Raw genomic sequence first — 23,086 nt, forward strand, 5'->3', positions numbered from 1 at the left:
GAGGGGAATAAAGGTGTAAGCTTTATCACAGCCAATGCACAATTTTTATAGCAATTACAACCAAGAAACAACCGATGGCGAATGGAATTCGCAGCTACACAAACCAAGTCCGCCTGCGCGGACTGATGTTGAGACTGAGTTGACTGAAACAACTACCTGGTCACAATTGACAGCCCAGCAATTCTTTTCTGGATACAGCGAAACAGATGCTATCTATGACAACGTTTGATCCCACATTCCGCACTTAGCGGTGGAATAGGTAATGATTACGAAAATTTGGAGCGGGCATCTTAACCTTATAGAAAAATGATATCATTAATGATTAAGTTATGAGATAATGGCTTTTAAGGTTGGTATGCCAATTGTATGACAACAACCGTTTTAAATAAAACAATACAAAAGAATATTTATCATAGAAAACTATAGCTAGTCGTTAAGTAATTTAGCTCCACAAGAATTCAATTAAGGATGTCGCTTTATGGCAATTGTTGTAACCCTTAACCCAGAGTTAGAAGCGCTACTGCGTGACAAAGCCGCTCGTCAAGGTCAAGATGTTGGTCTTGTTGCATCTGAATTACTGGCTCGTGTCTTAGAGTGGGAAGAACAAGATTCAGAGGAAGCGATTAAAGGCATTCAGCAAGGTTTAGATGATTTTGAGGCGGGTCGATTTCGCTCTTTCCAAGAGTTTGCTGACGAACAACACCGTAAGTATAACTTGCCAGCCGATTCATGAAGTATCGTATTGAAATTTCAAGTGTAGCAGAAGCCGAAGCGGATAGTGCATTTCTGCGGTTTTACCAAGTTACCTCTCCTACAAGAGCAAGTCAATGGTATTCTGGATTACTGCAAGCCATTGAGTCTTTATCTCAAATGCCGAAACGCTGTCCACTAGCACGGGAAAATGAGTATTTTAGCCAAGAAATTCGGCAACTACTTTGAGAAATAAAGTTGTAAAACTATATAGCTTTATAATAGTTAATGATACGATTCACTATACATTTATAGCAAGTCGCTCTGGTGTATTTACAACTCCCTTCTCTGAAGCTGAGTCCAGATGGGATGTTCGTACAAACAAAGTGTAACTAGACCAGCGCGAAGCGCTATAAAGTGTGAAGTTTTGAAACAAAAAGATGCTATTCTTAAGTGACAAAACTATAATGTCTGATTATAACAAAACAAAACTATTCTAATTGCTCCAAACTTAACTATTGATCGTTGCTCGTTATCAGCGATACATCGGCGCTTATCCAGAAGGAAGAGATTATGTCATTATCGGATGAGAATTCATCGGCATTCCAGACGCCAAACACAACCATCGAGTCGCCATTTCCTTCGTCGTTTCAGTTTGTTCGTGAGGAGCCGGGAATTTCGGAGCAGGTGGAGGAGTATTCAAGTTTCACAGAATCTGATACCCCATTCCCATCTATATATGAACTGGAAAATCCATTAGAAAGCCAGGGAATTGTTGCTCCTGAGATGGAAGAATATGTGACATTTCTTAATGAACTCTATGATGAAGAGTTCAATGAGGTAATCGCCGAACTTGTCGATGAAGCAACTGAGCTTTACCAAGACCAATTTGAAAGTGAATATGGCGATCCAATTGTTCAAAAACGAGAAGCAGAGTATCTTTTAGAATCCCACTTTGAACCCTTAAGTTTTGAAATAGAAGCATTTATAGAAGGGTTGGCTAGCGAACTTGAGGAACTGGACTTAGAAAGACTACACGAAGCAGAGATAGAAAACTTTATCGATCAATACGAGCCGACAATTGAAGGGGGTATTTTTAGTAAGATTCGCAAAGTAGGCAAAAAAATCAAAATGGCTGCGAAAAAAGCCAAGAAAAAATTTAAGGGTGTTGCTAAAAAAATTGTCAGAAAAGCAAAAAAAGGCATCAAAACGGTCGGCAAAGGGATTCGCAAAGCCGGGAAGTTTATCAAAAAGAAAATTGTTGGAGTTTTAAGAAAGCTCAAAAAGTTGATAAAGCCACTCCTTAAAAAAGTTCTCACCACTGCTCTTAACCGCTTACCACCTCAGTATCGTCAGCTTGCTAAAACACTAGCTAGTCGTCTCTTCAAAAAAGAAATTGAGGAACTTGAAGAACTTGAACAGGGTGATAATACGACTCAGAATCTTGTAGCCATTCAGAGTGAATTTGATGAACAAATTGCTAATCTTCTGTTTAGGGAAGAAGAGGCAGAAATGGATGCAGTAATTTCTGAGTATATAACTGAATCGCAACAGCCAATTACAGAAGATGCCACAGATATTCTAGACCGCGCTCGGGCTAAATTTATTGATCAGGTTACCGAACTAGAAGACGGTGAAGATCCAACTCCTGTTCTAGAAAACTTTATCCCAGCCATTCTGCCAGCGTTGAGGCTGGGCTTGCGCCTGATTGGTCGTCAAAAAGTGGTGGGATTTTTAGCCAAATATCTAGCCAAGCTGGTTCGTAAGTTTGTCGGTAAAAAGTACGCGCCTTTATTATCGCAAGCCATTGTCGATGTCGGACTCAGATTAATTGGGTTAGAAGTGACACCAGAGGACGAAGCCCAAGCCGCAGGTGCGGCGGTTGCGGCTACGGTAGAAGAGACCGTTCGCCAAGTGGCAACTTTACCCGAATATATACTGGATAACCAAGAACTATTGGAAGGGTTTGTTTTAGAGGCATTTGAAAAAGCTGCCGCCGCCAATCTTCCGCAAGTCTTATCCCAAAAGAGTTACGAGAATCGTCCAGAACTTCGTGAGACGAGCCGAATGCCGGGAACGTGGGTACTCAGTCCACTTCGAGGCAGAAGAAAACGTTACAAGAAATATAGCCGTATTCCTGAAGTAACCGTTACCCCAGAAATTGCCCGGACTGTCAAAACATTTTGTGGTGTTCCCTTAGCCGTATTTTTGCGCGATCGCCTAGGTTTAGTTCCTGGTCGTCCCTTCAAAGCACGGATTCATTTATACGAAGCGATTCCGGGAACAATGCTCAGTCAAATTTGCAAGGGTGAAACCTATGTGCCTGGACTCGGGACATCGGAGGCGCGATCGCAACTTCATCCTCTGACACCTGAAGCAGCCGGAATGCTCCTAGGTCAAGCGGGATTGGGTCGCGACGTATCCCCCCGTTATCTGGATCATCAGCCAACAACAGCGGTTGGTCAACGGCTCTACTATCTGGAAATTCCGGGAGCCTATCCCAAAGTGATGCCCACCCCAGAAGGAGAGTCAGTTGCACGGCGAGCCAGTGAAGTCAGTGTCACATTTGATTTTCCCGCTGATCAACTGCGATCCTCTATTTTCTTGAGTGAGGCAGATGCTCAATCGATTGCCGTGCGGCTTCGTCAAAGAGTTCCCATGGGTATGGTTGTGGCGTTGTTGCATTCGGTACTTGAACCAAAGTTAAAAACGGCATTGTCGGGTCAGTTTGCGGGGCATGTCAAAATCATTCATGGTGCAGTGACACCCGAGTATGCACGGGGACCGGCACTGAGACTTTTACCCCAAGTTGTGACTGAACGCTTGACTCAGCAGGTAATGGACTGGTTGGGACTCTTTTTAAGTAACCACTTAAAACAGCATTCTCAAGATTTTCTGGCGGCAACAGAAGACTTTGCCGATGGGGTCACGTTAAGGGTAAGGCTAAATCATCCTCCGGGATTATCCACATTAGGACGAGCCTTTCGCGGAGAACCCGTGAGTTTGTATAGCTTCAACTTTTCTGATGGAATGCCTGATGCCAACATTCAAGTATCGGCAGGATTCTACCGGGAATAGAGCAAGCGCCATCCTGTAATCGAAGCAACAACCCAGTGAGAGAGCTGTAAATGAGTCCCGAACCCATCGACACGATACGAATGCAGATTGCCCGCCAAGTTGCCCATTGGGTAATGGCAGCCCAGCGCCTCGGCAGCTTGGATGATTTAGCCTCTCCCAGTGCTTGGGAAGGGCTGGAACGCTACGTTGGTGTCGTGTTGCGCCAAAACTTACTCACAGCCGTAAATCAACTGCATCAGCAAGCAAAGTTCCTTCAAGCTCAGTGGAATGTTGCAGAAACAATCGAAGATTTCAAGCGAGTGCAACATCAGCTTGTGCGATTTCGCAAACGCTATCTCAGAACCGAAGTTTTGCTCGACTTCTACGCGGATGCGATCAACACTCGGACAAACCCAACTATTTCTGCTCTATTACGTGCCTGTGACAGTCTATGCCAGCAGAGCATGACGCCACTGCTGCAACCATTCGGTAAATCCACGCCTCCTGTTTTGACTTACCTGGATCAGGGTTTAGGCGCATCAATCCTCAAGGCTGGTTTACGCCTTTGGGATGGGAAGACAGAGAGTGCCGTTGCCGCGATTAAAATTGTTCGGCATAACCTTTATCGTCCAACGGCTCTGATTCATGAGTCAGGGCATCAAATTGCACATATTCTGGGTTGGAATCAGGAACTAGCGGCAATCCTAGAACGGGAACTCTCCACCCATTCGAGCGAACTCGCAGAGATTTGGGCAAGTTGGTCATCAGAAATTGCCGCCGATGCGATCGCGTTTGTCCATACTGGATATGCTGCTGTTGCCACGCTCCATGATGTTTTGGCTGGAGGCGATTCATTTGTGTTTAATTTCATCCCAGGTGATCCTCACCCCACCAGCTATATCCGAGTGCTGCTTGGAGTGGAAATGTGCCGTCAGTTTTTTGGCACGGGTTCTTGGGATGAGCTGTCCGATTCGTGGAGCCGCAGCCATCTTCTAGAACGGGCTAATTCTACGGTTCGTGCTGTTTTACAAGAATCTTTGCCTTTGCTACCAAAGGTCAGCAAACTGGTGTTGTCTACACCGATGCGGGCATTTGGAGGACGTAAACTGGTCAATTTAGTCGATCCTCAAAACGTTCGTCCATCTACACTCCTCAAATTGGAATATCAGCTTGGTTCAGCCCTCTATACCTCCCATCATTGGGTGGAGGCAGAAGCTGTGCGATTGCTAGCACTTTCTGGTTATAAAGCGGCAACATTGCCGGAACAATCCTTAGAGATTTTGCAACAACAACGAGACTGGATGGTGAGGCTAGGTTCATCTTTACAGGCGGCTTGAGGCGAATGAATATAAGGAGAAGCATGAATGGGAAAATCAATGAGGGGAGAAACTGCGATCGCTCAACCGATTCATGATCAGAAAGTTATGTGTTCAATTTAGGAATGCTTTGAAGATTGATCAGTCACTGAACGAATTACAGGAGACAGACACAATGACAAACACAGAAACTCAACGAGATGAGACTCAACCACAAATACCAGGCACCAATCCCACGGTTGAGGCAAGCCTACCACCAGACGTCGCTCAAGCTCAATCTGAGTTCTTGGAAATTAAACAAGCGCTGACAGATAGACAGGCTACGCCAGATCCTATGCCGGGATGGATTTTGCCCCGTGTCGATGCTAAAGCGGCGGCTAGTGATCCAAAACTGCCTTCTTAAACCAGTCAATCAATTCTGTACGCACGAGGTCAACTTATGTTCAGACGTTTTACGACGCCTTCCGATGGTCTTACTTTAAGGGATAAAGCTGAAATGCTATTTCGTCTACATCCCAGTGAACTTTCAGCCTTGCTGGAAATGGCATGGGATTTTAGAGTATGGGAAGCTAATGAACCACTCGGACATCCCAGACGACGCAGCGATATTCCTGGTTTGCCCGAATATTTACTCAACACTCTATTTAGTTCAGCGCCGACTCGAACTGGTTTGCCTAACTTCTTTATTGGAAATCAACAACGGTTTGGTATTCCCGCTAGTGTTCCCCCCCGAAATGGAGTGATGTGGGATCACTTAATCTATGCTTACCTAATTGAAAATACTCGTATCTATGATATCTTCCGCAAGGTCATTCACGAATATCGTCATGGGGAAAAGTTGGGTGTACCTTTAGCCAGTTCTCAACATTGGTTAAGGAATACAGAAGAACTGTTTTTCCGAGATGCAGCACCATTCAGTATCTATTCAGTGGGAAGTTATATCCGTCCCGATTCAGGAGCATCTCGGCGTAACGCTTACTACCGGATGTTTGGCATGGATTTAAATCATGGCATGGAAAATGGTCAACCCTATCCCTATGTCAAACCGGATACAGCTAACCGTGAGTTTGTCAATACCTGGGAAGAATTTCTCAGAGAGGTTTGGGTAGCAATTTCCAACCAAAATAATACCAGTGGAACTAACCCCCAAGACGACGCAGCCATCCTGGATCTAGCCAAGAGATTACACGATATGCTGAGAACACGCCGAACCAATGGGAATCTATCTCGTGAGGAATTTTGGTATGTTTCGGTGATGTCCTGGTTCCATCTAGCTGTTGAGTTCGATACACCTATTGTTGTTTCTCTAAGGGCTGAGGGTGCTAGTGAAGAGGAGCGGTTAAAGAAAATTGCTGAACGAGTCAATTTACCCCCTCACGGCAAGTCTTTCTATTTCTTCCTTTTAGCAGATCGCATGTCGTGGATTTTGACCCAACTGGAAACGGGAATTTATCTCAATGAATTAGCGATTCCTGCCTTTTACACCGTTGGTTCGCCTGTTGAAAGAGTAATGAGATCGATTATCACCTACTGGTCGCAAGCAACAGGTCGCAATATGAAAGAGAAAGCGCGTTCTGTTTCGATTTCCAATTGAATGTAGTCTCTCCGCTAAAGCAGTAAATTATCATAAACTTTCTTAGGAAATTCCTATGACTTTCTCACCTGATTATGATTCCCACAAACCTCAGCAAGAATTTGATTCACCCTTTTTGAGTGAAACCATTTTTACGGATGAAGCAGCCGATCAAGCTGCACAAGCTTTGGAAACTCGCCAGACTAATTTAGAGCTAGAAAGTCCTTTCCTTGAAGCATTTTCATTTGAGCCAGGGACAGAAGATTTTGTTGAACCACGAGGTGAAGAGGAAGAGGAGTTTGATCACGAACTTGAGCAAGCCGAATTTGATGAGGAAGTAGAAGAAGAAGCCTTTGCCGAACTTTGGACTGATCAGGAAGAGGAATTAGAACTAGAACCGGAAGTCCAATGGAAACGTTCTGAATTTGCTCAAGAAGTTGAGGAAGAGGAACCAGAACCTGAAGCAAATTGGGAACATTTTTCTGAAAATGATCATGAAGAATTATATGAAAATGAGGAAGAAAGTTACTATACAGAATTGGATAATCAAGAAGGGGACTTAGAACTCGAAGAATCAGAGACTTTTCTGGAAGAAATAGAAGAAAATAAAAATGAATATTTTACTGAAGAGTTAGAATTAGAGGATTTAAACTATGAACTTGAATTAGAAGACTATGAGACTCTTGAGGAAGAACTTAAAGTTTATGCTAGCCCGACACCAGGAAGATTTTATCGCATCAAAAAAGGCGATAGCTTACTGAAAATAGCTGGAAAAGCATACGGGGTTGGTTCCGGGAAAAGAAGATTAGCTTTTGCCCAGTATATTAATGCTCAAATCCTTAATCAAAAGTATCTAACCAAGGGCAAAAGTAATTTCGTCAAGAAAAATTTTCCAGACGGAATCATTTCCTTTTACCCAAAATTTAGCTGTGATGCAGAAAAACTAATTAAAGCTGAAGGTACTCCTCCAAAAGGAAAATGCTTTGCTGTAATATGGATTCCTCCTAAACGATATAGTTATCATCCTATTTTAGGAAAGGGCAGATCGATTTCAATTAGTTCACTACAAAAGGAGAATGGCGTTGAAGAAGAGTTGGAAAAAGACCTTGAAGTAAGAGGTAAACCGAGAATAAAAGGTGTTAGTGAGGCTGAAACTACAAAACCGCCATTTCGATGGATTTGTTCGCTTGGAGTTTTTTTCATAGATCCAGATGACTTCAGCAAAGTAATTTCGTTTGGTACTCTTCAAACTGGTATTCCTGAAGGTTTAAAAGGATCTGCAACTGGTTTGCTAGTTGGCTCTCGACATGTTCTTACAGCTGCTCACGTTGTTAATAGTTGGATTTCTGGCAGTAAAGGAACTCCTTTGGTTATGAAAGCTAAGTATGTTAGAGTAACTCCAGCTCAACATGGTAATAAAAGACCTTTTGGTTCCTTTCTGGCTGCAAAAAGAGGAAAAGAAGCCTATTTTGAGGTTCCCAAAAATTTTAGACCTTTTACTGGTGTTTCTTCACCTTTTTCTGGAGCTAGTCATCTTTGGAGTGATCCTAAAGTGATTCACTCATTGTTATTACAAAACGACTATGCATTGATTAAGCTAACTGAAGATGTTGATGAGAAGAAACTAGGTTGGTGGAACAGCAGATCATACCTCAATATATCAGAAATACTGGGACAAGATATTGAACAATATTCAAAATCTAAAAATGTAATCAAGTTAAGTGGATATCCTACATTATCTACAGATGATCTAAAGTATTTTGTAAAAAAAGGAACAATTGATCCAAAGAGTGCAATTAGTTTTGTCCAAATTTTTTCTCAAGGCGAGGTTAATGGGACTTATGGATCTAACGTTTTTTCCCATGATGCTTTAGCTTGGTTCGGACATTCTGGAAGCCCTATTTGGAAAAAGATTGGAAGATTCAATAGTCTTGTCGGCATTCAATCAAGCATATCTCAAGATCGAGATAAAAATTATGCTGTGCTAATTACCCATAAAATATTAGACCAAATTCAAAAATGGAAAAAGAGTATGGGAGGGATTTAAGCAAATGAATTACTTTCTAAAAGAATCTGCTTTTAATCTCGCAAATAGACCAACGCCGGGTAATTTTTATCGAATCCAAAAAGGAGATACACTCCTAAAGATAGCTGGGAAAGCTTATCAGGTAAAATCAGGAACCAAAGAACGTCTTGCGTTCGCTAGAAAAATAAACCGAGATCCGCTAAATCTGAAATACATCCGCAAGGACAAAAAAACAAAATTATTTACAGAAGGCTTGATTTCTTTTTATCCACATTTTTCCTGTGACCCAGAAATATTAATTAAGGCAAAATACAAGCCAGCAAAAGGTAACTGCTATGCTATTATCTGGATTCCTCCTAAACGATATAATTATCATTCCATTTTAGGTCAAGGCAAACCAATCCCTATTAGTCAATTGGATCAAGAATTGCAAGAAGAAGAAATTGAATTTCAAAGTAATAAACGCCAACGTCAACGCCCCTATCACTCTGTCAATACGCAAAACCATCCCTATAGATGGATTTGTAGTCTCGTTACAAGATTTCCTGATCCAGACGATAATACAAGGCTAATAGACTTCGATTCTGGTACTGGATTATTGATTAGCCAAGAACACGTACTAACAGCAGCTCACATTCTATTTCACCAGATTGAAGGGTCTAAAGGAACGCCTGCTTGGGTAAAAGCGCAGTCAGTCAAAATAATCCCTGGTCGTAATGGTCTTATATCTTCTCCGTTTGGAATTGCAAACGCAAGCGAGAGTAATATTAGATTTCATCCAAACTATGTCGTTAATGGTGTAATCTTTGAGCAATATGATTATGGCTTGCTCAAGATAGAAACTGGAAATAATAAATACAAAAAAACTATAAATACACTGGGCTATTGGGGAGATAAAAGTGAATATAAAATCAAGGCAACACAATCAGAATTTCTGAATCACAAAATACTGCAGACAAGTGGATATCCTTTGTTCAGGATTCATCATCAGCGACGTACTCAAGGTGAAGTGAAAAATGAGTTAATACCAAAATTTATCGGTAGCGGAGACTTTCCTGATCTAATAATTCACTTGGCTCCGAGTCTCCCAGGACAAAGTGGCAGTCCAATGTGGCTAGAAAAGAAAATTCAAGGAAATACAATTTATTACTTAGTTGCGATTAATCAGAGTGGAAATTACCAAAAAACAGAGCAAATTCAGGAACCAAGATTTATTACTTTGAGTCAATTTATTTCTGGTTTAGGAATAGTAATTACAGAAGATGTATTGCGAAAAATAAATGAGTGGAAGAGGTCAATATGACACTAAGCATCTCGATTATCCCGTCAATAAAAACGATGCATCCGAATAAGCCTGTCAATAAGCTAGCTGTGGTTTAAATCATCCGAATTTTACTATGACAAAACCCAATTACTAATTACCAATTACCAATTAACCCGATAGACCAACCACTTCCCCCGAACCTTCAACTACTTCCCCAATCCGATAAGCCGTTACGCCTTGAGACTCAAACCAACGACAAGTCTTTTCGGCTTGAACAGATGACACCAACACCACAAACCCAATCCCCATATTGAACGTATTAAACATCTCCTCCCGACTCACTTGACCCGCCTCAGCTAACCATTGAAAAATAGGTAAAATTTCCCAACTATTCGGCTCAATCTGCACCGATTGCCCTTGACCTAAACACCGAGGTAAATTCTCTGGTAAACCGCCACCTGTAATGTGAGCCATACCATGAATTTCAATTCCAGCCTGTAGCGCATCTAGAATCGGTTTCACATAAATTTGAGTCGGTGTCAGCAACACGTCTCCTAAACGTTGACCCCCAAGTAAATCGGGACAGCTATCCCAACTTAACGGCGATTCCTGGTTAACCGAATCGCTAACAATTTTGCGGACTAAACTAAACCCATTACTGTGAACCCCCTGACTGGCTAAACCAATCGCCACATCTCCCAATTGCACCTGGGAACCGTCTAAAATTTCGCTTTTTTCCACCATTCCCACGCAAAACCCGGCAATGTCATACTCTCCCGGTTGATAAAAACCGGGCATTTCTGCGGTTTCTCCTCCCAACAACGCGCAGCCAGCCTGACGACATCCTTGAGCAATACCCGCTACCACTTGAGTGAGTTGCTCTTGATTCAGCTTTCCTGTGGCTAAATAGTCCAAAAAAAATAGGGGTTGTGCGCCAGATGTCAAGACATCGTTGACACACATGGCAACTAAGTCAATTCCCACGGTGTCGTGACGATTTAACTCATGAGCCAGTTTCAGCTTTGTTCCCACTCCATCGGTTCCCGACACTAAAACGGGTTCGCGATATCCCATCGGTAACTGGAAGCAACCATTAAAGCCACCGAGTCCACCTAAAACTTCGGGTCGATGGGTGCTTTGGACTAGCCCTCTAATCTGCTGTACAAACGCTCGACCTGCTTCGATATCAACACCAGCTTCTCGATAATCCATGAAATACCACTAGGAATGAAAGAATTTTTCCGAATGTAGGGGCGGATTTCACTATTATCATTTTTTTCTGCCCCGATGTGACTCAACCTGTTCCCACCGAGGAATGTAGGGGCGGGTTTCACTATTATCGTTTTTTTGCCACCTTGATGTGAATCAACCCGCCCCAACCAAAGTTGCGAGGGTGTCCTTTGTTTTCCTCCCTCGGATATTTTACAGGTTGATCCCGGCAAAGCCTAGAGTAAAAGCACGACATCTTCCCTACTGATGGTGGTTCAACTGTGATTAAGCTGTTGGGCATTTAAACCTTAATGTCAAGAATGGCTCCCATCCTTGGTGTGCGAGCATCTTGCTCGCTACTAATACCCCATTTAAATGCATGAGAGCTTACACCAAGCGACGCTCTAGTGCAGCGCCCTTGGAAATACTTGAGCAGCTTTGTCCAAGCGTAGGAGCAGAGGAGCGGGGGAGGGGGGGCTGACAGGTGTAGGTTTTTTATTTTAGGGTTGGGACAAGACAAGGAGGGCAAGGAAGGAAAGTAGACAAGGGGGAAAAACCGTACAAAATCTTGTTCGGTCAAGTTAACTTCCAAAAGCCGAAACGCCCTATTTTTCGTTCTCACTCTTCCTTGTCTACTGGTCTACCTGTCTTCCAAGTCTTACCTAAACCCCAATCTTAAAAAACCTACCCTTGTGAGGGGAGGGGGGGAGATGTTTACTGTTTCGTTATTTCTGCCTTCTTGCACTAGAAGGGCGGGTTTATTACAGTTATCGGTTTTTGCCAAAACGTTATCGGTAAAACCCCTACAGCATTGATAGAAAACCTTCGCCGCGACGGTCGAGGTTTGTTGCCTCTATTGTAAAGTTTTGTTAAAAAACTCGTAAATTCCCTGAGAGGGGTAAAAAGGGGGAAATCCTTGACCTATCAAGCTTTAGGGCAAATTATATGATATCGCACTTTTGAAAATCTTATCGCTGATTCCCAAAAATCACTGATCCCCAAACCCAAAACTTCGTGTTAGTCTGTGTCAGTTCCACAAAAATAGGACGAAATCGAAATGAGTATGAGTTGCAGCCGATTTTTCTTAATCCTCTTGCATCACCATCCATAACCCTAAACGTAGAATTCTAGAGGCTTTTGATATAGGCTTATGAATCAGCGAATTTTGAGTGGTCTCACTGTTACGGTCTTAACGACAGCCCTCAGCACAGTGATATCCAATCCGGCCAACCAAGCTCAGGCAATTGACCAAGATTCTGAGGGCAATTTGACTCCCGCTCAAGCGCTACACTCTCCAGAAACAATTCCCTCCACCTCCTCTCAACCAACTCCTCAGCCACCAGAGGTGGTAAAAGTGGGAGAATTTCAGTCCCCAGCATCTCAAGTTGGGGAAGCCGAAGAAGTCATTGCCAAAATTCACGCCTATTCACTCGATGGGCGTCAGGCGGCTACTCTGTATGTACGCGACATCCCTGTCCTGACGTTCTTAGGGTCTCCGACAACGGCGAATAATAACACCAAAGTGGGAGAAGTGGCTCTGGGAAATGACTCTGAACCCGGGTATTCCTCATCCAAAACGGTGTCGGGTTATCAATCCTCAGAGGGAGACCACCTGGATAATACCGCCTCGCCCAGTGTCACCTCGACCAGTAATGCCAATCCAGATGATGCCGTAGGGCGGGCGACATCGGTTGCGGCTCAACTCAATCAACTGCATCGGGATAATATTGATGCAGACGCGATCGCAGTTCGTTGGAATGAGTCGTGTAACTGCTACAGCATCCAGGTAAACGACCAGGAGTTGGTGCAAGTTAACGAAAACACCATTTTGCCTGATACCACCCAAAACCTAACCGAAGATGCCCGACAAGCCACGAACCGACTGCGACGCTTAATGGGTAATGCTCCCCCCCTACGCGAAATTGAGGGGAAACCCAAAGCCCAAACCCTCGCCCAAGTCGCCCTGGGTCCAGTACGCTTCCAGGTTAAGGGTATTGCTTCCTGGTATGGTCCCGGCTTTCACGGAAACCGCAGCGCCAGTGGTGAGCGATTCAATCAAAATGCCCTAACCGCCGCTCATCGTAACTTACCCTTTGGTACTAACGTGCGAGTCACCAACTTAAATAATGGTCGCTCTGTTATCGTGCGGATTAATGACCGAGGACCCTTTGTCAGAGGGCGAGTCATTGACCTGTCCGCCGCCGCTGCCAGAGTCCTAGGATTGCTCCGCACGGGTGTAGCACCTGTACGGATTGAGGTTTTAGACAACTACTAGGAAAGAGTTTTGGGTGTTGAATGTTGTAGGGGCGGGTTTTACTACTATCGTTTGGTTTGCACCCAGATGCGACTAAACCAGCCCTGCTCGGTGTGTAGGGGCGGATTTCACCATAATCGTTTGTGACCTCACCCGGATGTAACTAAACCCGCCCCAACCAAGTGCCAGCTTTCTGGGACAAAGGACGAATGACCAATGACCAATGACCAATGACCAATGACCAATGACAAAATTGCTAACATCGATCTAAGATCCAACCACTAAACTCTCATGCGTCTGTTTACGACAATCGCGGGATTGCGCTGCCACTTAGAACGTCATCGAACCCAAAAAACTGTCGGTTTAGTACCGACGATGGGGGCGTTGCACCCCGGTCACCTGAGCTTAATCGAGCGGGCAAGACGCGAAAATGCTATTGTCGTTGTCAGCATTTTTGTCAATCCACTCCAGTTTGGATCTGGGGAAGATTTGCAGCAGTATCCGCGTCAGTTGGAGGAGGATCAACGCTTTTGTGAACAAGTGGAAGTGGATGTGATTTTTGCGCCAACAGCCGTGGAGTTGTATGGCGATGACCCATCCGATTCAGGCACCCCGACGGAGTTCACTCAAGTCCAACCCCCACCAGCGATGACCTCTATTTTATGTGGTCATTCCCGTCCAGGTCACTTTCAGGGGGTGGCGACGGTGGTGACTAAGTTATTAAATTTAGTGCAACCCGATCGCGCTTATTTTGGTCAAAAGGATGCTCAACAATTGGCGATTATTCGCCGCTTGGTTGCGGATCTGAATTTGCCTGTCACTATCGTCTCTTGTCCGATCGCCCGTGAGCCGTCAGGTCTTGCCTATAGTTCTCGTAATCAGTATTTAACGTCAGCACAAAAGGCACAAGCTCCGATTCTCTACAAGGGTTTACAAAATGCCCAAAATGTGTTCCAAGCTGGGGAGCGCGATCGCACCTCCTTAATTGCTGCTGTTACCTCAGAACTCAGCTTGATTGAGGAGATTCAAGTCGAGTACATCGAATTAGTCCATCCCACAACCCTGACTCCCTTAGCGCAAGTCGAAGATCAAGGATTACTCGCGATCGCGGCTCGTTTGGGTTCAACTCGTTTAATTGATAATATCCTACTGCGAAATCGCCAACCGATTATTGCTATTGATGGACCAGCGGGGGCGGGTAAATCCACAGTGACGCGGTTAGTGGCGCAGCAATTAGGCTTAATGTATCTGGACACAGGAGCCATGTATCGGGCGGTGACGTGGCGGGTGCTGCAAGCTGGAATTGATTTAACCGATGAACCTGCGATCGCGGAATTGGTGAGTCAATGTCAAATTTCTCTGATCAGTAGCGGTTCCCAACCCCAAAGCCTGAGAGTGTGGATTGATGGCAAAGAAGTCACCCAGGCGATTCGCTCGTTACAGGTTACCGCCAATGTATCTGCGATCGCGGCGCTCCCAGTTGTACGTCACGAATTAGTCAAACAGCAGCAGCGCTGGGCGTCTAAAGGTGGCGTTGTCGCTGAAGGGCGAGATATCGGGACTCATGTTTTCCCCGACGCCGAACTGAAAATTTTTCTCACCGCCTCAGTTCAAGAACGGGCACGCCGACGCCTGCAAGATCTTCAAGACCAGGACAAAGGTACTGTCAGTTTAGAACAGCTAGAGGCAGATATTCAATTACGAGATCAGCGTGACAGCACTCGCGCCTTAGCTCCCCTGCGTCAAGCTCCTGATGCGATCGAAATTAATACGGATGGATTAACGATTCCTGAAGTTACCGATAAAATTATCAGCTTATATCGCAATTCTAAATAGGGTCTGCTGAATAACGCTCTTATGTCACTTTCGGCAGGGCAAAGGCTGAAACCCCTATAAGGAGACAGTTTGACAATTCACCCCTATTTTAGGAGTTTCTATCAGTTTCTCAATGCCCTTTGATATCATCGGCAAAGATTGCGCCGCCTAAACTTTCCTCTACACTGTTTCATCCCTCATTCAAAAAAACTAATCCTTTATCCCGGATATACTGCCATTTGCCGCGTAACTAACAAAAGAATCATTAACACAAAGGCGGATTTTGGTATCCAGTTGCCCTACAGCGAACTGAATATCCCTAGGAATGGTTGCGTTTAGCGATTGAGACGCAGGGTTTAGCATCAGAATTCATCAAGCGGGTTGATTTACGCTTAGACATTTATGTCTAGCGATAGATTAACCCGCTGCTTGGATTATTCTGCAACAAGAATGATCCAAAAATTACTGATCCGTTAAACAACCATGACGTGCCGCCTGTGTATTCAGAGGAGTGAAGGAGATTGAAGGTGGCAAATCCTTGTCAGTTAGTTTGGCAGTATAAATTATCTATTAGCTTCATAGCTGCTACCCTTAGTTTTATCGCAAGTTTGAGTATGTCAGCTGCTCGTTCAGTTAACCCAAAACTAGCGATCCCTAGTCCTAATTTGAATCAACAAGAACGCTCGAATTCCCAGAATTTACAAATCAATGGTTTAATTGGAGATGAAAAAGAAATCTATGAAAAAATGTTAACTTACTTGGCAGAGGAAGAAACCAAGCGCTTAACCTTTTCCGTGCCAGTAGAATTTCAAGGCAAAACCATTCGTTCCCGTGTCCTCAACGATAACGCGAAAGTGATTGCCCTCACGTTTGATGATGGACCTTCATCGCAGACAACCCCCCAAGTTTTAGACATTCTCAAACGAGAAAATATCAAAGCCACTTTTTTTGTTGTCGGTAAGACGGTTAAGAATCATCCCCAGCTTATGAAACAAATTGTGGCTGAAGGTCATGCCATTGGTAACCATACTTGGAATCATCACTATCATCAGTACAATCCATCGGCGGCGGCGCATGAACTAGAAACTACTGCCACTTTAATTCATCAACTTGCTGGCGTCAAAACGGCGTTATTTAGACCGCCTGCTGGCATTTTAAATAACGGCTTAGTGAGCTATGCTCAACAAAATAAGTATGCTGTGATTATGTGGTCAGCCGATTCCAAAGATTGGCAAAGTCGCCGGATTACTGTGCCAAAATTAATCAATAACGCCCTTGAAGACGCGCAACCGGGTGGTATTATTTTACTGCACGATGGTGGTGGCGATCGCTCTAAAACAGTAGAAGCTTTACCAAAGTTGATTACTGAACTCAAACAGCGTGGTTATCAATTTGTCACCGTGCCAGAATTATTGGATATGCCAGATTAATACTAATAGGACTTACGCCAAGGATTTATATGTAGGGTGTGAAAGCGCTTGCGTAACGCACCTTAACTAAGTATTTAATTGGCAATATATCACCTTGGGTTATCCTGTAGGGGCGACCCGCTTGCACAAATTCACAACGGTGTTCATTCAATTTGATCGGGTCGCCCTTTACTCAATTTTTCCTGACAAGAATGATGCTTTTGCTCAACAATATCAATGGTTATTAGCACATTCTGGGTGGCTTAATTAAATCTGGTGCGTTACGGCATACTTATGTTCTGAATTAATAACTGTTAATCTCGAAATTTGCCTAACGCACCCTACGAGATAACTGTAGTGCTTTAACGCATAGCTGGAGAGGGCTAAAGCCCTCACTACTGACGAATGACGTAGCTTGCTTCTCGCGAAGCGAGTATGACAAATGACAAGCGACTTTTGTGAAGAGTTTGTGAACATAAAATTATTTCTAGGTAGATTTAACATAATGGGTAAAGAAATGTAAACAACTAGCACCTAAAAGCAGTGCCACTCATAGCAAGGGAGTTGAGAAATGGAATTATTCTATAGAATTCGCCAGGTCATTCGAGCCAATTTTAACGAGATGATTCAACAGGAGCAAAGTTCCGAAACTGTCGGGTTGACATTTTCTTCTCGTGAGTGCTTTAAAAATTACCAAACAATTGCCGAAATAGCTAGAATCCAACGTGATGGACAGCAAAAAACAGTGGAGACGATAAACCACAGTCTAGTAACCTTAGAGAAAAAACAGGCGGCGGGAAATAACCTAAAGTATCGGTTATACCATAGCACTCACTTCAGCCAATTCCCGTTTTATGAGGATCAAGAGACTATCAACATACCCGATAATTTTCCTCAATGCCAGGAGTCTGTCTGGAAGCAGATAGAAGGGTTCTTCATTTCCTTAACATCCTCTAGCGAGATAGATAATGAATGGGCAACCCTGGAAGAATTTGCTTCAAAAATCTCTGTTTAATTCAGATAGCCTTCAAGTAAGTGAGGTACACAGACAGTAAAATTTGCCCAACTTATTCATCCGTTATCAGGTTCAGCGCTTTCTAATTCCTGTGTACAGAATGTAGAATCCAAATAGGGTCGCAGTGGGACTAATCCGGTTTTAGATAATAAACATTGCGCCTGTTCAGTTCTGAGAATTTCAGCAAACTTTGTGCCAATGGGGGGACGGCTATTATCTCTTGGATAAATAACGGCTAAGGGATAGGCTAAGGGATAGGTTTGGCTAATAAATGCCTCCACATTGGCACCATAACTACCTTTAGCATTACATAAGTCTATGTTTGGAGTAATCGGTTGTCGGTTATCTTGTACCAAGGGTGAAATCGCATCATTTTCTCCGTCCACGATGGCTAGGGGATAGACTGAACATTGTCCTAACACTTTACTCAGGGAATCAAATCCGATCGCGCCAATGTTTCGCCCCTCAAAATCCCGAATTACTTGTCGCAGTGTCTCAAAGGTTTGGGTACGGATAATCGGCGGACGACCTAAATTGGCAAATGAACGACTCGGTTGATTCCGTTGTTGCATAAGTGCTTCAAATTCGGCAATATTACTCGTATTCGTATCCTCTCGCAGAACCCGCTGCTTAAACAGTTCAATGGCTTGATCACTGGGAGGAACATAGAGTTGAACCGGGAGATCTGGTCCGCCTAATTCTTTCCAATTAGTAATTTCTCCGGTGTAGAGTAAGCGTAATTGCTCAAAGCTAATTTGCCCATTTAAGGCGGCGGGTAAGCTGTTTTCCCGTTGTGCATAACTGAAAGCAACAAAGACAACTAAGCCATCATGGGCCACTTCTTCTGCATCTAAAGAAAATCCCAGGGGATTCAGGGGAGTCGCGATCGCAAACTCCGCCTCTTCCTCCCGAATCCGGGCGATTGCATCAGTCCAAGAGGGTACAGGTTGATAGTTTAACTGTAATTTCGGTTGACGCTGATAAAGTTCACTCGCCAAGGTGGTGTCCTTAGCGATTAAATTGGGTTGCTCTAGGATATAATCCCACGCTCCGTATTCTTCTGCTGTATAGGTAAACATTCCTGTGGGAATCCCGGATACCTGTTCAATACAGCAGGGAAATGGGTCAGTGTCCATTGCAGTTTGGGGTTGATTTCTGCCCAATAGCCACCAGATTAATAGTCCCAACAACAGGAGTAGTAAAAGCAGCAAAAATAAGCGAGGACGCCACCACCGTCTTTTCTTTTTCTTCGCCTCGGCTTCGGCTTCCGGTTGGGAGAAGGGGGGGATAATTTGCGGTTCAGGGGGTAATTGTAATAAAGCACGGCGGGCAATTTCGGCGGTTTCAAAGGATGAAGTGCCAATGCCAATTAGGGATAAAATATAGTCTTTAAACACGGGTTTAATGGGTTGCCAATGCTTGGTAATCCGGGGATTGAATGGTTGTAGCGTCTCCGGATCATGAGTCCCGCCGTTTAAGAGATAAAATGCCACATATCCTAAGTCTTGTAAATCCTTCTTTGCCGAGATTAAAGGACGTTCGGCTAATGGTGGATCAAATCGTCCTTCCCACAATAGGAGGTCACACAAATAGATAAAAAAGCCTTGGAAACTGGGAACAATCAGTAAACTATCTAAACTGATATTGCCATCGGTGAGTCCTTGTTGGACTAAACCCGACGGGAGACGAAATTTTTGTCCATGGAGAAATTCCAAACTTTGCAAGACTTGTTCCAAGATTTGTCGCACCTGATAACTGGTCATTGCCCCAGTTTCTGCTAAGTAACTGGCTAGGGTAGGATAGGTATCTAAAGCCCCTTGGCTAACTAAATAGCAGCGTTCAAACCGGGGATCTGCGATCGCGTCCCAGGGAGAGACGAGGCGAAAGTCTTGCACCCGCCCATCAGCCAAGGTGACGCCAGCGAGATTGACAAAGGCTTCTTTGCGTAACTGACTTTCTTGGAAATTAAAATAGCGATCGGGTAACAGGTATTCTCGAATCACCACAGGTTGACGAGTCGGGAGTTGCAGGGCTTGATAAAGACGACCTCGACCCCGATTTTTGAGGAAGCCTTCAATTTGATAGGTTCCCCGACGCCCGCGAATTTTTGTTTCTGGCGGTAACAGCGTCGGAAATCCACATTGAGTACAATAGTTGGCACCGGGTTGTTCAAGTAGGGTTTGTTGCACCCATTCACAGTAAAGGGGATTTCCCCGAACACAGCGATACTCCGGATAGAGGGACTTTACCCCTGGCGGAACGACGACTTCTGTCACCACCCCACCTTCGGCTGCGGCTTCTAATCCTTCACCCGGTTTTCCTTTACCCGCCATGCGATCTTTTAGTTCATCTAAACTCGGCGCACGCTGTTTCAGTTCATCTTGGAGGAATGGAACTAACCAAAGTAACCGCGCTGGGATGAACCGCAGCAGGATGGCTCGAAAACGACCTGGAATCGTCTTGAAGCGATGGAAAATCCGACTTCCTTCAACACTACGAAATTGTTGAAAAAAGCGTCCCAGAAATCCTTTTGGGTTACCCTTAACCATAACTGCTGCTCCTGCCAAGCCTTGTTAAGCTGTGTATTGCTATCCTGCCATAAGCACGGTGTCAGTCTAAGCAGTGGTTTCCCAAAGCGTTGAGAAATTTAACAAAATTTGCTTTTCCTAGAGTCGGAAGTCTGCTAGTGTAGCATTATTTGGTCAAATTAGGAGTTACCAGGAATGGCAAAGGAGCAAGTGGCGAAGCTGTTTCGAGATGCTCAAGCGAACCCGGCTTTAAGAGAGAAACTTAGTGGTGCCCCAAATGTAGACGCATTTATCGAAATGGCGAAAGAACGGGGGTATGAGTTCACGGTGGAAGAATGGCAAGAAATGACGGGGTTTTCGGTGGAAGAAGTCGAGGGTAAGTTGTCAGAAATTCCGGGTTTATAAGGGTTTATTCGTAATTCGTAAAAATAATATTAAATCCATTGACCTTTTCCTGCGTTCGAGGGACTGCTTTTACCTGTTCCTTGTTCCCTATTCCCTTTTTTAGTAGAGACGCGCCATGGCGCGTCTCTACAATGGTGCCGAACGTCCTAATCGATGTGTCTATTGCTATATCATCTGAAAAAAGCTTGTATCCCAGCGTTAAAGCACTGGAAACTCGGCGATTGATTATTCTGAGGTTGCATATACTCAGAAATTGTTCGCGCTGCTTCAACCTTGTTCAAGCCGCCTTGATGGTATCCCTTCCCTTTTAGTAAGGCTTCCAAAGCTTCCCAGGTTCCTCCTGTAATTGCATCAGGGTAACGATAACGTTGTTGAGTAGCAAAACTTTTTGCTATTTTGGGATACGCTTGGCAGATAGCAGTTGCGTCTCCTAAAAACCAGGCTTCAAGCTCTTCAATGGCAATGCGATTGAGTACGGTAAATTGTTGGCTTAAAGTACTGGATTTAGTAATAAATCCGCTGACAATGGCATGGTTTTCAAGTATTTCTTTAAGGTTTTGACAATTATCATTGTCACGATCACAAAGGATAAGAATTCGCCAATCATCTGGCAGCCAGGAGTGATAACCTTTAAGTCGCTGAGGGAGTTTATTCAACAGATCCTTTTTACCTTGGAACGAGTGAATTTCAAAGTCAACAGGAGAGGGCAGAATTTTGGGTAATAGGTTCTCAAGGGCAACTTTTGCAGAATATTCTTCAACTAAAACTTCTAAGTGTAATACCGTCATGTTGAGCATAACTACTAACGTTTAGTTTTAGGCGCACCCTGGTTTTTGAGCGGATCACCAAATTCAAAGTATCCCTCCATCCAGAGATTACCCAGGGTTGCACCTTCAGCCATAAATTCAGGAATACCGCGCATATCGGCAGCACACTTCGCCTGAGTGAAGCCATCTTGATCACGATAGAGTACCCAAAGTTCTTCTGGGCGCAGAGCATCGACAAAGTACGGTGAGTGAGTCGTCACCATTAACTGGCTTTGTCCAGATGCAGTTCGGCACTCTTCGGCTAGCTCAGGTAGCAAACGAGGGTGGAGATGGTTTTCTGGTTCTTCAATGCCGATGAGTTTAGGTGGATCAGGATCATAGAGAACAGTCAAATAGGCAAACATTTTCAGGGTGCCATCTGAGGCAAATTTAGCCAAAATGGGTCTTTGAAATGGGGCATCTTTGACCTGTAAGAGCAATCGCCCATCCTGCATCATTTCTGCATCAATGCTTTCTAGGCGCGGAATCCGATCAGTAAGGGTTGTCAGAATTTGATCGAGCCGCTCAGGATACTGCTCTTTGAGATATTGAATGACATTGGGCAGGTTATCACCTGTTTCAGAGAGCTTTTCTTGAGGACCCGCTTCGGGTGTGCTACGAGTATGATCGGCTGTAAGATAAGACAGATACCAACCACTGATAAATCGACGCAGAGCGCTCACCCGAGGATTAGTCGCGAATTGTCCTAGGGTATTCACCGCGAGAATATCAGGAGAGTCTAGCTGTTGCTGAATACGTGCGTCTTCCTTTTCCGGCATCTCACCACTAATGACTTCACCTATCCCCTCCTTAAAGTTCAAAAACTGAAATGGCGCACCTTGTTGTTCTCGCCGCCATTGTAGAGATTCTTGTGCAACGTAGGGACCACGATTGCCTTCGTCTATTGCTAGGTAGTAGGTGATGATTGGAGCTTTTGGCTGTTCCCGATATTTCAACTCAAAGGATATGGGACCTTCCGCCCCCCGAGTTCGCAATTCTCGAAACCGTCCCCGTCGATCCCAAGCCCGACGTAGACCAAATTGAAAGCATTCGGATAGAAATGCGAATATATCAAAAATGGTGGATTTACCACTGCCATTTGGACCCAAGAAGACTGTTAGTGGTGTAATATTTTTTAGTTCAAGATCGCGTAAAGCACGATAGTTTTTGACTCTCAGTTGCTCGATGCGGGGAATAGCGGGTTTGGGCATAGTGGATTGGATGGGTAGTCTTCTAGATTGTGCGATCGCCTCTTTATCCCTGAGTCTAATCATATTAGGGCACTTCGGGTATCGTGCCCCTACCCCATCTCAGGGATAATTGATTCGGTAGGGGTACTAGTTGCCGTACCCTATGATAGTTAGCGATAAACTCTCAACAAAACTAGCCCTTGATCTAACTGAAATCGCCAAGCGATCGCGTCTTCCGCGTACCCTCCCCAAAGCCTGTGAAGCCAAGCGATCGCGTCTTCCGCGTACCCTCCCCAAAGCCTGTGAAGCCAAGCGATCGCGCCAACGAATCACACCCAGGATTCAATCCACCATGATCTGTCGCCTCAACAGACTCATCATTTCTCCGGAAGCACCATAAGGAATCGGTGGACTCCACTCCCTCACATCGGCAAACCGTAAGCGATGCAGCGTTTTGATAATGCTGTTGATCCCTTTACGGGAACCGATAACCATCACCTTAATAAATTCTTTCCCGGAAACGGGATCA

20 protein-coding genes and 1 pseudogene are annotated in these 23,086 nt (G+C 44.4%); 15 read left to right on the plus strand and 6 right to left on the minus strand.

Going from position 1 to position 23,086, the window contains the following annotated elements:
- Positions 1-34: 34 nt before the first annotated feature.
- From RIG27_RS08325 to RIG27_RS08365, 9 genes and pseudogenes are all read left to right on the plus strand, one after another.
- Positions 35-229, plus strand: a complete 195-nt coding sequence (locus RIG27_RS08325; protein WP_446344150.1) for a hypothetical protein — start codon at positions 35-37, stop codon at positions 227-229.
- 249 nt (positions 230-478) lie between these two features.
- Positions 479-733, plus strand: a complete 255-nt coding sequence (locus RIG27_RS08330; protein WP_446344152.1) for a hypothetical protein — start codon at positions 479-481, stop codon at positions 731-733.
- Positions 730-936 (plus strand): annotated as a pseudogene (locus tag RIG27_RS08335) (type II toxin-antitoxin system RelE/ParE family toxin); the annotation flags it as partial. The gene RIG27_RS08330 and the pseudogene RIG27_RS08335, both read left to right, overlap by 4 nt.
- Positions 937-1,263: 327 nt before the next feature.
- Positions 1,264-3,768 carry a hypothetical protein gene (locus RIG27_RS08340; RefSeq protein WP_446344154.1) on the plus strand — a complete coding sequence of 835 codons (2,505 nt, stop codon included), beginning with the start codon at positions 1,264-1,266 and terminating at the stop codon, positions 3,766-3,768.
- Between the two features lie 50 nt (positions 3,769-3,818).
- Positions 3,819-5,084 carry a hypothetical protein gene (locus RIG27_RS08345; RefSeq protein ID WP_446344156.1) on the plus strand — a complete coding sequence of 422 codons (1,266 nt, stop codon included), beginning with the start codon at positions 3,819-3,821 and terminating at the stop codon, positions 5,082-5,084.
- Positions 5,085-5,238: 154 nt separating this feature from the next.
- Complete coding sequence (locus tag RIG27_RS08350) at positions 5,239-5,466, plus strand: hypothetical protein (RefSeq protein WP_446344158.1); 228 nt, start codon at positions 5,239-5,241, stop codon at positions 5,464-5,466.
- A 36-nt stretch (positions 5,467-5,502) separates the two neighbouring features.
- Positions 5,503-6,657 carry a hypothetical protein gene (locus tag RIG27_RS08355; RefSeq protein WP_446344160.1) on the plus strand — a complete coding sequence of 385 codons (1,155 nt, stop codon included), beginning with the start codon at positions 5,503-5,505 and terminating at the stop codon, positions 6,655-6,657.
- Positions 6,658-6,712: 55 nt separating this feature from the next.
- A complete protein-coding gene (locus RIG27_RS08360; RefSeq protein WP_446344162.1) occupies positions 6,713-8,683 on the plus strand; it encodes a hypothetical protein in 1,971 nt (656 codons plus the stop codon).
- 4 nt (positions 8,684-8,687) lie between these two features.
- Positions 8,688-9,965 (plus strand): trypsin-like serine peptidase, encoded by a 1,278-nt coding sequence (locus RIG27_RS08365; protein ID WP_446344164.1) that lies wholly within the window; start codon positions 8,688-8,690, stop codon positions 9,963-9,965.
- Positions 9,966-10,094: 129 nt separating this feature from the next.
- On the opposite strand, the gene purM is transcribed toward RIG27_RS08365, so the two are convergent.
- The gene (purM, locus tag RIG27_RS08370; protein WP_446344166.1) at positions 10,095-11,138 is read right to left on the minus strand and encodes a phosphoribosylformylglycinamidine cyclo-ligase; all 1,044 of its coding nucleotides are present in this window, start codon (positions 11,136-11,138) and stop codon (positions 10,095-10,097) included.
- 1,147 nt (positions 11,139-12,285) lie between these two features.
- Between purM and RIG27_RS08375 the strand changes: the two genes are divergently transcribed.
- A complete protein-coding gene (locus RIG27_RS08375) occupies positions 12,286-13,410 on the plus strand; it encodes a septal ring lytic transglycosylase RlpA family protein (protein ID WP_446344168.1) in 1,125 nt (374 codons plus the stop codon).
- A 128-nt stretch (positions 13,411-13,538) separates the two neighbouring features.
- Here RIG27_RS08375 and RIG27_RS08380 read toward each other — a convergent pair whose 3' ends face one another.
- On the minus strand, positions 13,539-13,667 hold the full coding sequence (locus RIG27_RS08380; RefSeq protein ID WP_446344170.1) for a hypothetical protein: 129 nt from the start codon (positions 13,665-13,667) through the stop codon (positions 13,539-13,541).
- 13 nt (positions 13,668-13,680) lie between these two features.
- Here RIG27_RS08380 and RIG27_RS08385 point away from each other — a divergent pair, with 13 nt between their 5' ends.
- The 3 genes from RIG27_RS08385 (at position 13,681) to RIG27_RS08395 (ending at position 17,628) form a co-directional block, all read left to right on the plus strand.
- Positions 13,681-15,225, plus strand: coding sequence for a bifunctional pantoate--beta-alanine ligase/(d)CMP kinase (locus tag RIG27_RS08385; RefSeq protein WP_446344172.1), 1,545 nt, complete (start codon positions 13,681-13,683; stop codon positions 15,223-15,225).
- A 593-nt stretch (positions 15,226-15,818) separates the two neighbouring features.
- On the plus strand, positions 15,819-16,634 hold the full coding sequence (locus RIG27_RS08390) for a polysaccharide deacetylase family protein (protein ID WP_446344174.1): 816 nt from the start codon (positions 15,819-15,821) through the stop codon (positions 16,632-16,634).
- A 550-nt stretch (positions 16,635-17,184) separates the two neighbouring features.
- Positions 17,185-17,628: a hypothetical protein gene (locus tag RIG27_RS08395; protein WP_446344175.1), complete on the plus strand. Its 444-nt coding sequence runs from the start codon at positions 17,185-17,187 to the stop codon at positions 17,626-17,628.
- A gap of 56 nt (positions 17,629-17,684) precedes the next feature.
- On the opposite strand, the gene RIG27_RS08400 is transcribed toward RIG27_RS08395, so the two are convergent.
- The gene (locus RIG27_RS08400; RefSeq protein WP_446344177.1) at positions 17,685-20,177 is read right to left on the minus strand and encodes a substrate-binding domain-containing protein; all 2,493 of its coding nucleotides are present in this window, start codon (positions 20,175-20,177) and stop codon (positions 17,685-17,687) included.
- Between the two features lie 174 nt (positions 20,178-20,351).
- Between RIG27_RS08400 and RIG27_RS08405 the strand changes: the two genes are divergently transcribed.
- Complete coding sequence (locus RIG27_RS08405) at positions 20,352-20,561, plus strand: Nif11-like leader peptide family natural product precursor (RefSeq protein WP_446344179.1); 210 nt, start codon at positions 20,352-20,354, stop codon at positions 20,559-20,561.
- A gap of 170 nt (positions 20,562-20,731) precedes the next feature.
- Here RIG27_RS08405 and RIG27_RS08410 read toward each other — a convergent pair whose 3' ends face one another.
- Both RIG27_RS08410 and RIG27_RS08415 read right to left on the minus strand, forming a co-directional pair.
- Entirely contained in the window at positions 20,732-21,349 is a 618-nt protein-coding gene (locus RIG27_RS08410; protein ID WP_446344185.1) for a DUF4276 family protein, read from the minus strand.
- Between the two features lie 14 nt (positions 21,350-21,363).
- Positions 21,364-22,578, minus strand: coding sequence for an AAA family ATPase (locus RIG27_RS08415; protein WP_446344187.1), 1,215 nt, complete (start codon positions 22,576-22,578; stop codon positions 21,364-21,366).
- 142 nt (positions 22,579-22,720) lie between these two features.
- On the opposite strand from RIG27_RS08415, the gene RIG27_RS08420 reads away from it, so the two are divergent.
- A complete protein-coding gene (locus RIG27_RS08420; RefSeq protein ID WP_446344181.1) occupies positions 22,721-22,957 on the plus strand; it encodes a hypothetical protein in 237 nt (78 codons plus the stop codon).
- Here RIG27_RS08420 and RIG27_RS08425 read toward each other — a convergent pair.
- The coding region (locus tag RIG27_RS08425) for a hypothetical protein (protein WP_446344183.1) at positions 22,900-23,086 on the minus strand (187 nt) is incomplete at its 5' end. The two genes, RIG27_RS08420 and RIG27_RS08425, sit on opposite strands and share 58 nt — an antisense overlap.

Origin of the sequence: Coleofasciculus sp. F4-SAH-05, from assembly GCF_040222985.1 — a bacterium.
Lineage (GTDB): Bacteria > Cyanobacteriota > Cyanobacteriia > Cyanobacteriales > Coleofasciculaceae > Coleofasciculus > Coleofasciculus chthonoplastes.

What these genes read in the sequence shown, in the direction of transcription:
- RIG27_RS08325 (WP_446344150.1), top strand. Translation starts at nt 35, where the DNA reads ATGCACAATTTTTATAGCAATTACAACCAAGAAACAACCGATGGCGAA.
- RIG27_RS08330 (WP_446344152.1), top strand. Translation starts at nt 479, where the DNA reads ATGGCAATTGTTGTAACCCTTAACCCAGAGTTAGAAGCGCTACTGCGT.
- RIG27_RS08340 (WP_446344154.1), top strand. Translation starts at nt 1,264, where the DNA reads ATGTCATTATCGGATGAGAATTCATCGGCATTCCAGACGCCAAACACA.
- RIG27_RS08345 (WP_446344156.1), top strand. Translation starts at nt 3,819, where the DNA reads ATGAGTCCCGAACCCATCGACACGATACGAATGCAGATTGCCCGCCAA.
- RIG27_RS08350 (WP_446344158.1), top strand. Translation starts at nt 5,239, where the DNA reads ATGACAAACACAGAAACTCAACGAGATGAGACTCAACCACAAATACCA.
- RIG27_RS08355 (WP_446344160.1), top strand. Translation starts at nt 5,503, where the DNA reads ATGTTCAGACGTTTTACGACGCCTTCCGATGGTCTTACTTTAAGGGAT.
- RIG27_RS08360 (WP_446344162.1), top strand. Translation starts at nt 6,713, where the DNA reads ATGACTTTCTCACCTGATTATGATTCCCACAAACCTCAGCAAGAATTT.
- RIG27_RS08365 (WP_446344164.1), top strand. Translation starts at nt 8,688, where the DNA reads ATGAATTACTTTCTAAAAGAATCTGCTTTTAATCTCGCAAATAGACCA.
- purM (WP_446344166.1), bottom strand. Translation starts at nt 11,138, where the DNA reads ATGGATTATCGAGAAGCTGGTGTTGATATCGAAGCAGGTCGAGCGTTT.
- RIG27_RS08375 (WP_446344168.1), top strand. Translation starts at nt 12,286, where the DNA reads ATGAATCAGCGAATTTTGAGTGGTCTCACTGTTACGGTCTTAACGACA.
- RIG27_RS08385 (WP_446344172.1), top strand. Translation starts at nt 13,681, where the DNA reads ATGCGTCTGTTTACGACAATCGCGGGATTGCGCTGCCACTTAGAACGT.
- RIG27_RS08390 (WP_446344174.1), top strand. Translation starts at nt 15,819, where the DNA reads ATGTCAGCTGCTCGTTCAGTTAACCCAAAACTAGCGATCCCTAGTCCT.
- RIG27_RS08395 (WP_446344175.1), top strand. Translation starts at nt 17,185, where the DNA reads ATGGAATTATTCTATAGAATTCGCCAGGTCATTCGAGCCAATTTTAAC.
- RIG27_RS08400 (WP_446344177.1), bottom strand. Translation starts at nt 20,177, where the DNA reads ATGGTTAAGGGTAACCCAAAAGGATTTCTGGGACGCTTTTTTCAACAA.
- RIG27_RS08405 (WP_446344179.1), top strand. Translation starts at nt 20,352, where the DNA reads ATGGCAAAGGAGCAAGTGGCGAAGCTGTTTCGAGATGCTCAAGCGAAC.
- RIG27_RS08410 (WP_446344185.1), bottom strand. Translation starts at nt 21,349, where the DNA reads ATGACGGTATTACACTTAGAAGTTTTAGTTGAAGAATATTCTGCAAAA.
- RIG27_RS08415 (WP_446344187.1), bottom strand. Translation starts at nt 22,578, where the DNA reads ATGCCCAAACCCGCTATTCCCCGCATCGAGCAACTGAGAGTCAAAAAC.
- RIG27_RS08420 (WP_446344181.1), top strand. Translation starts at nt 22,721, where the DNA reads ATGATAGTTAGCGATAAACTCTCAACAAAACTAGCCCTTGATCTAACT.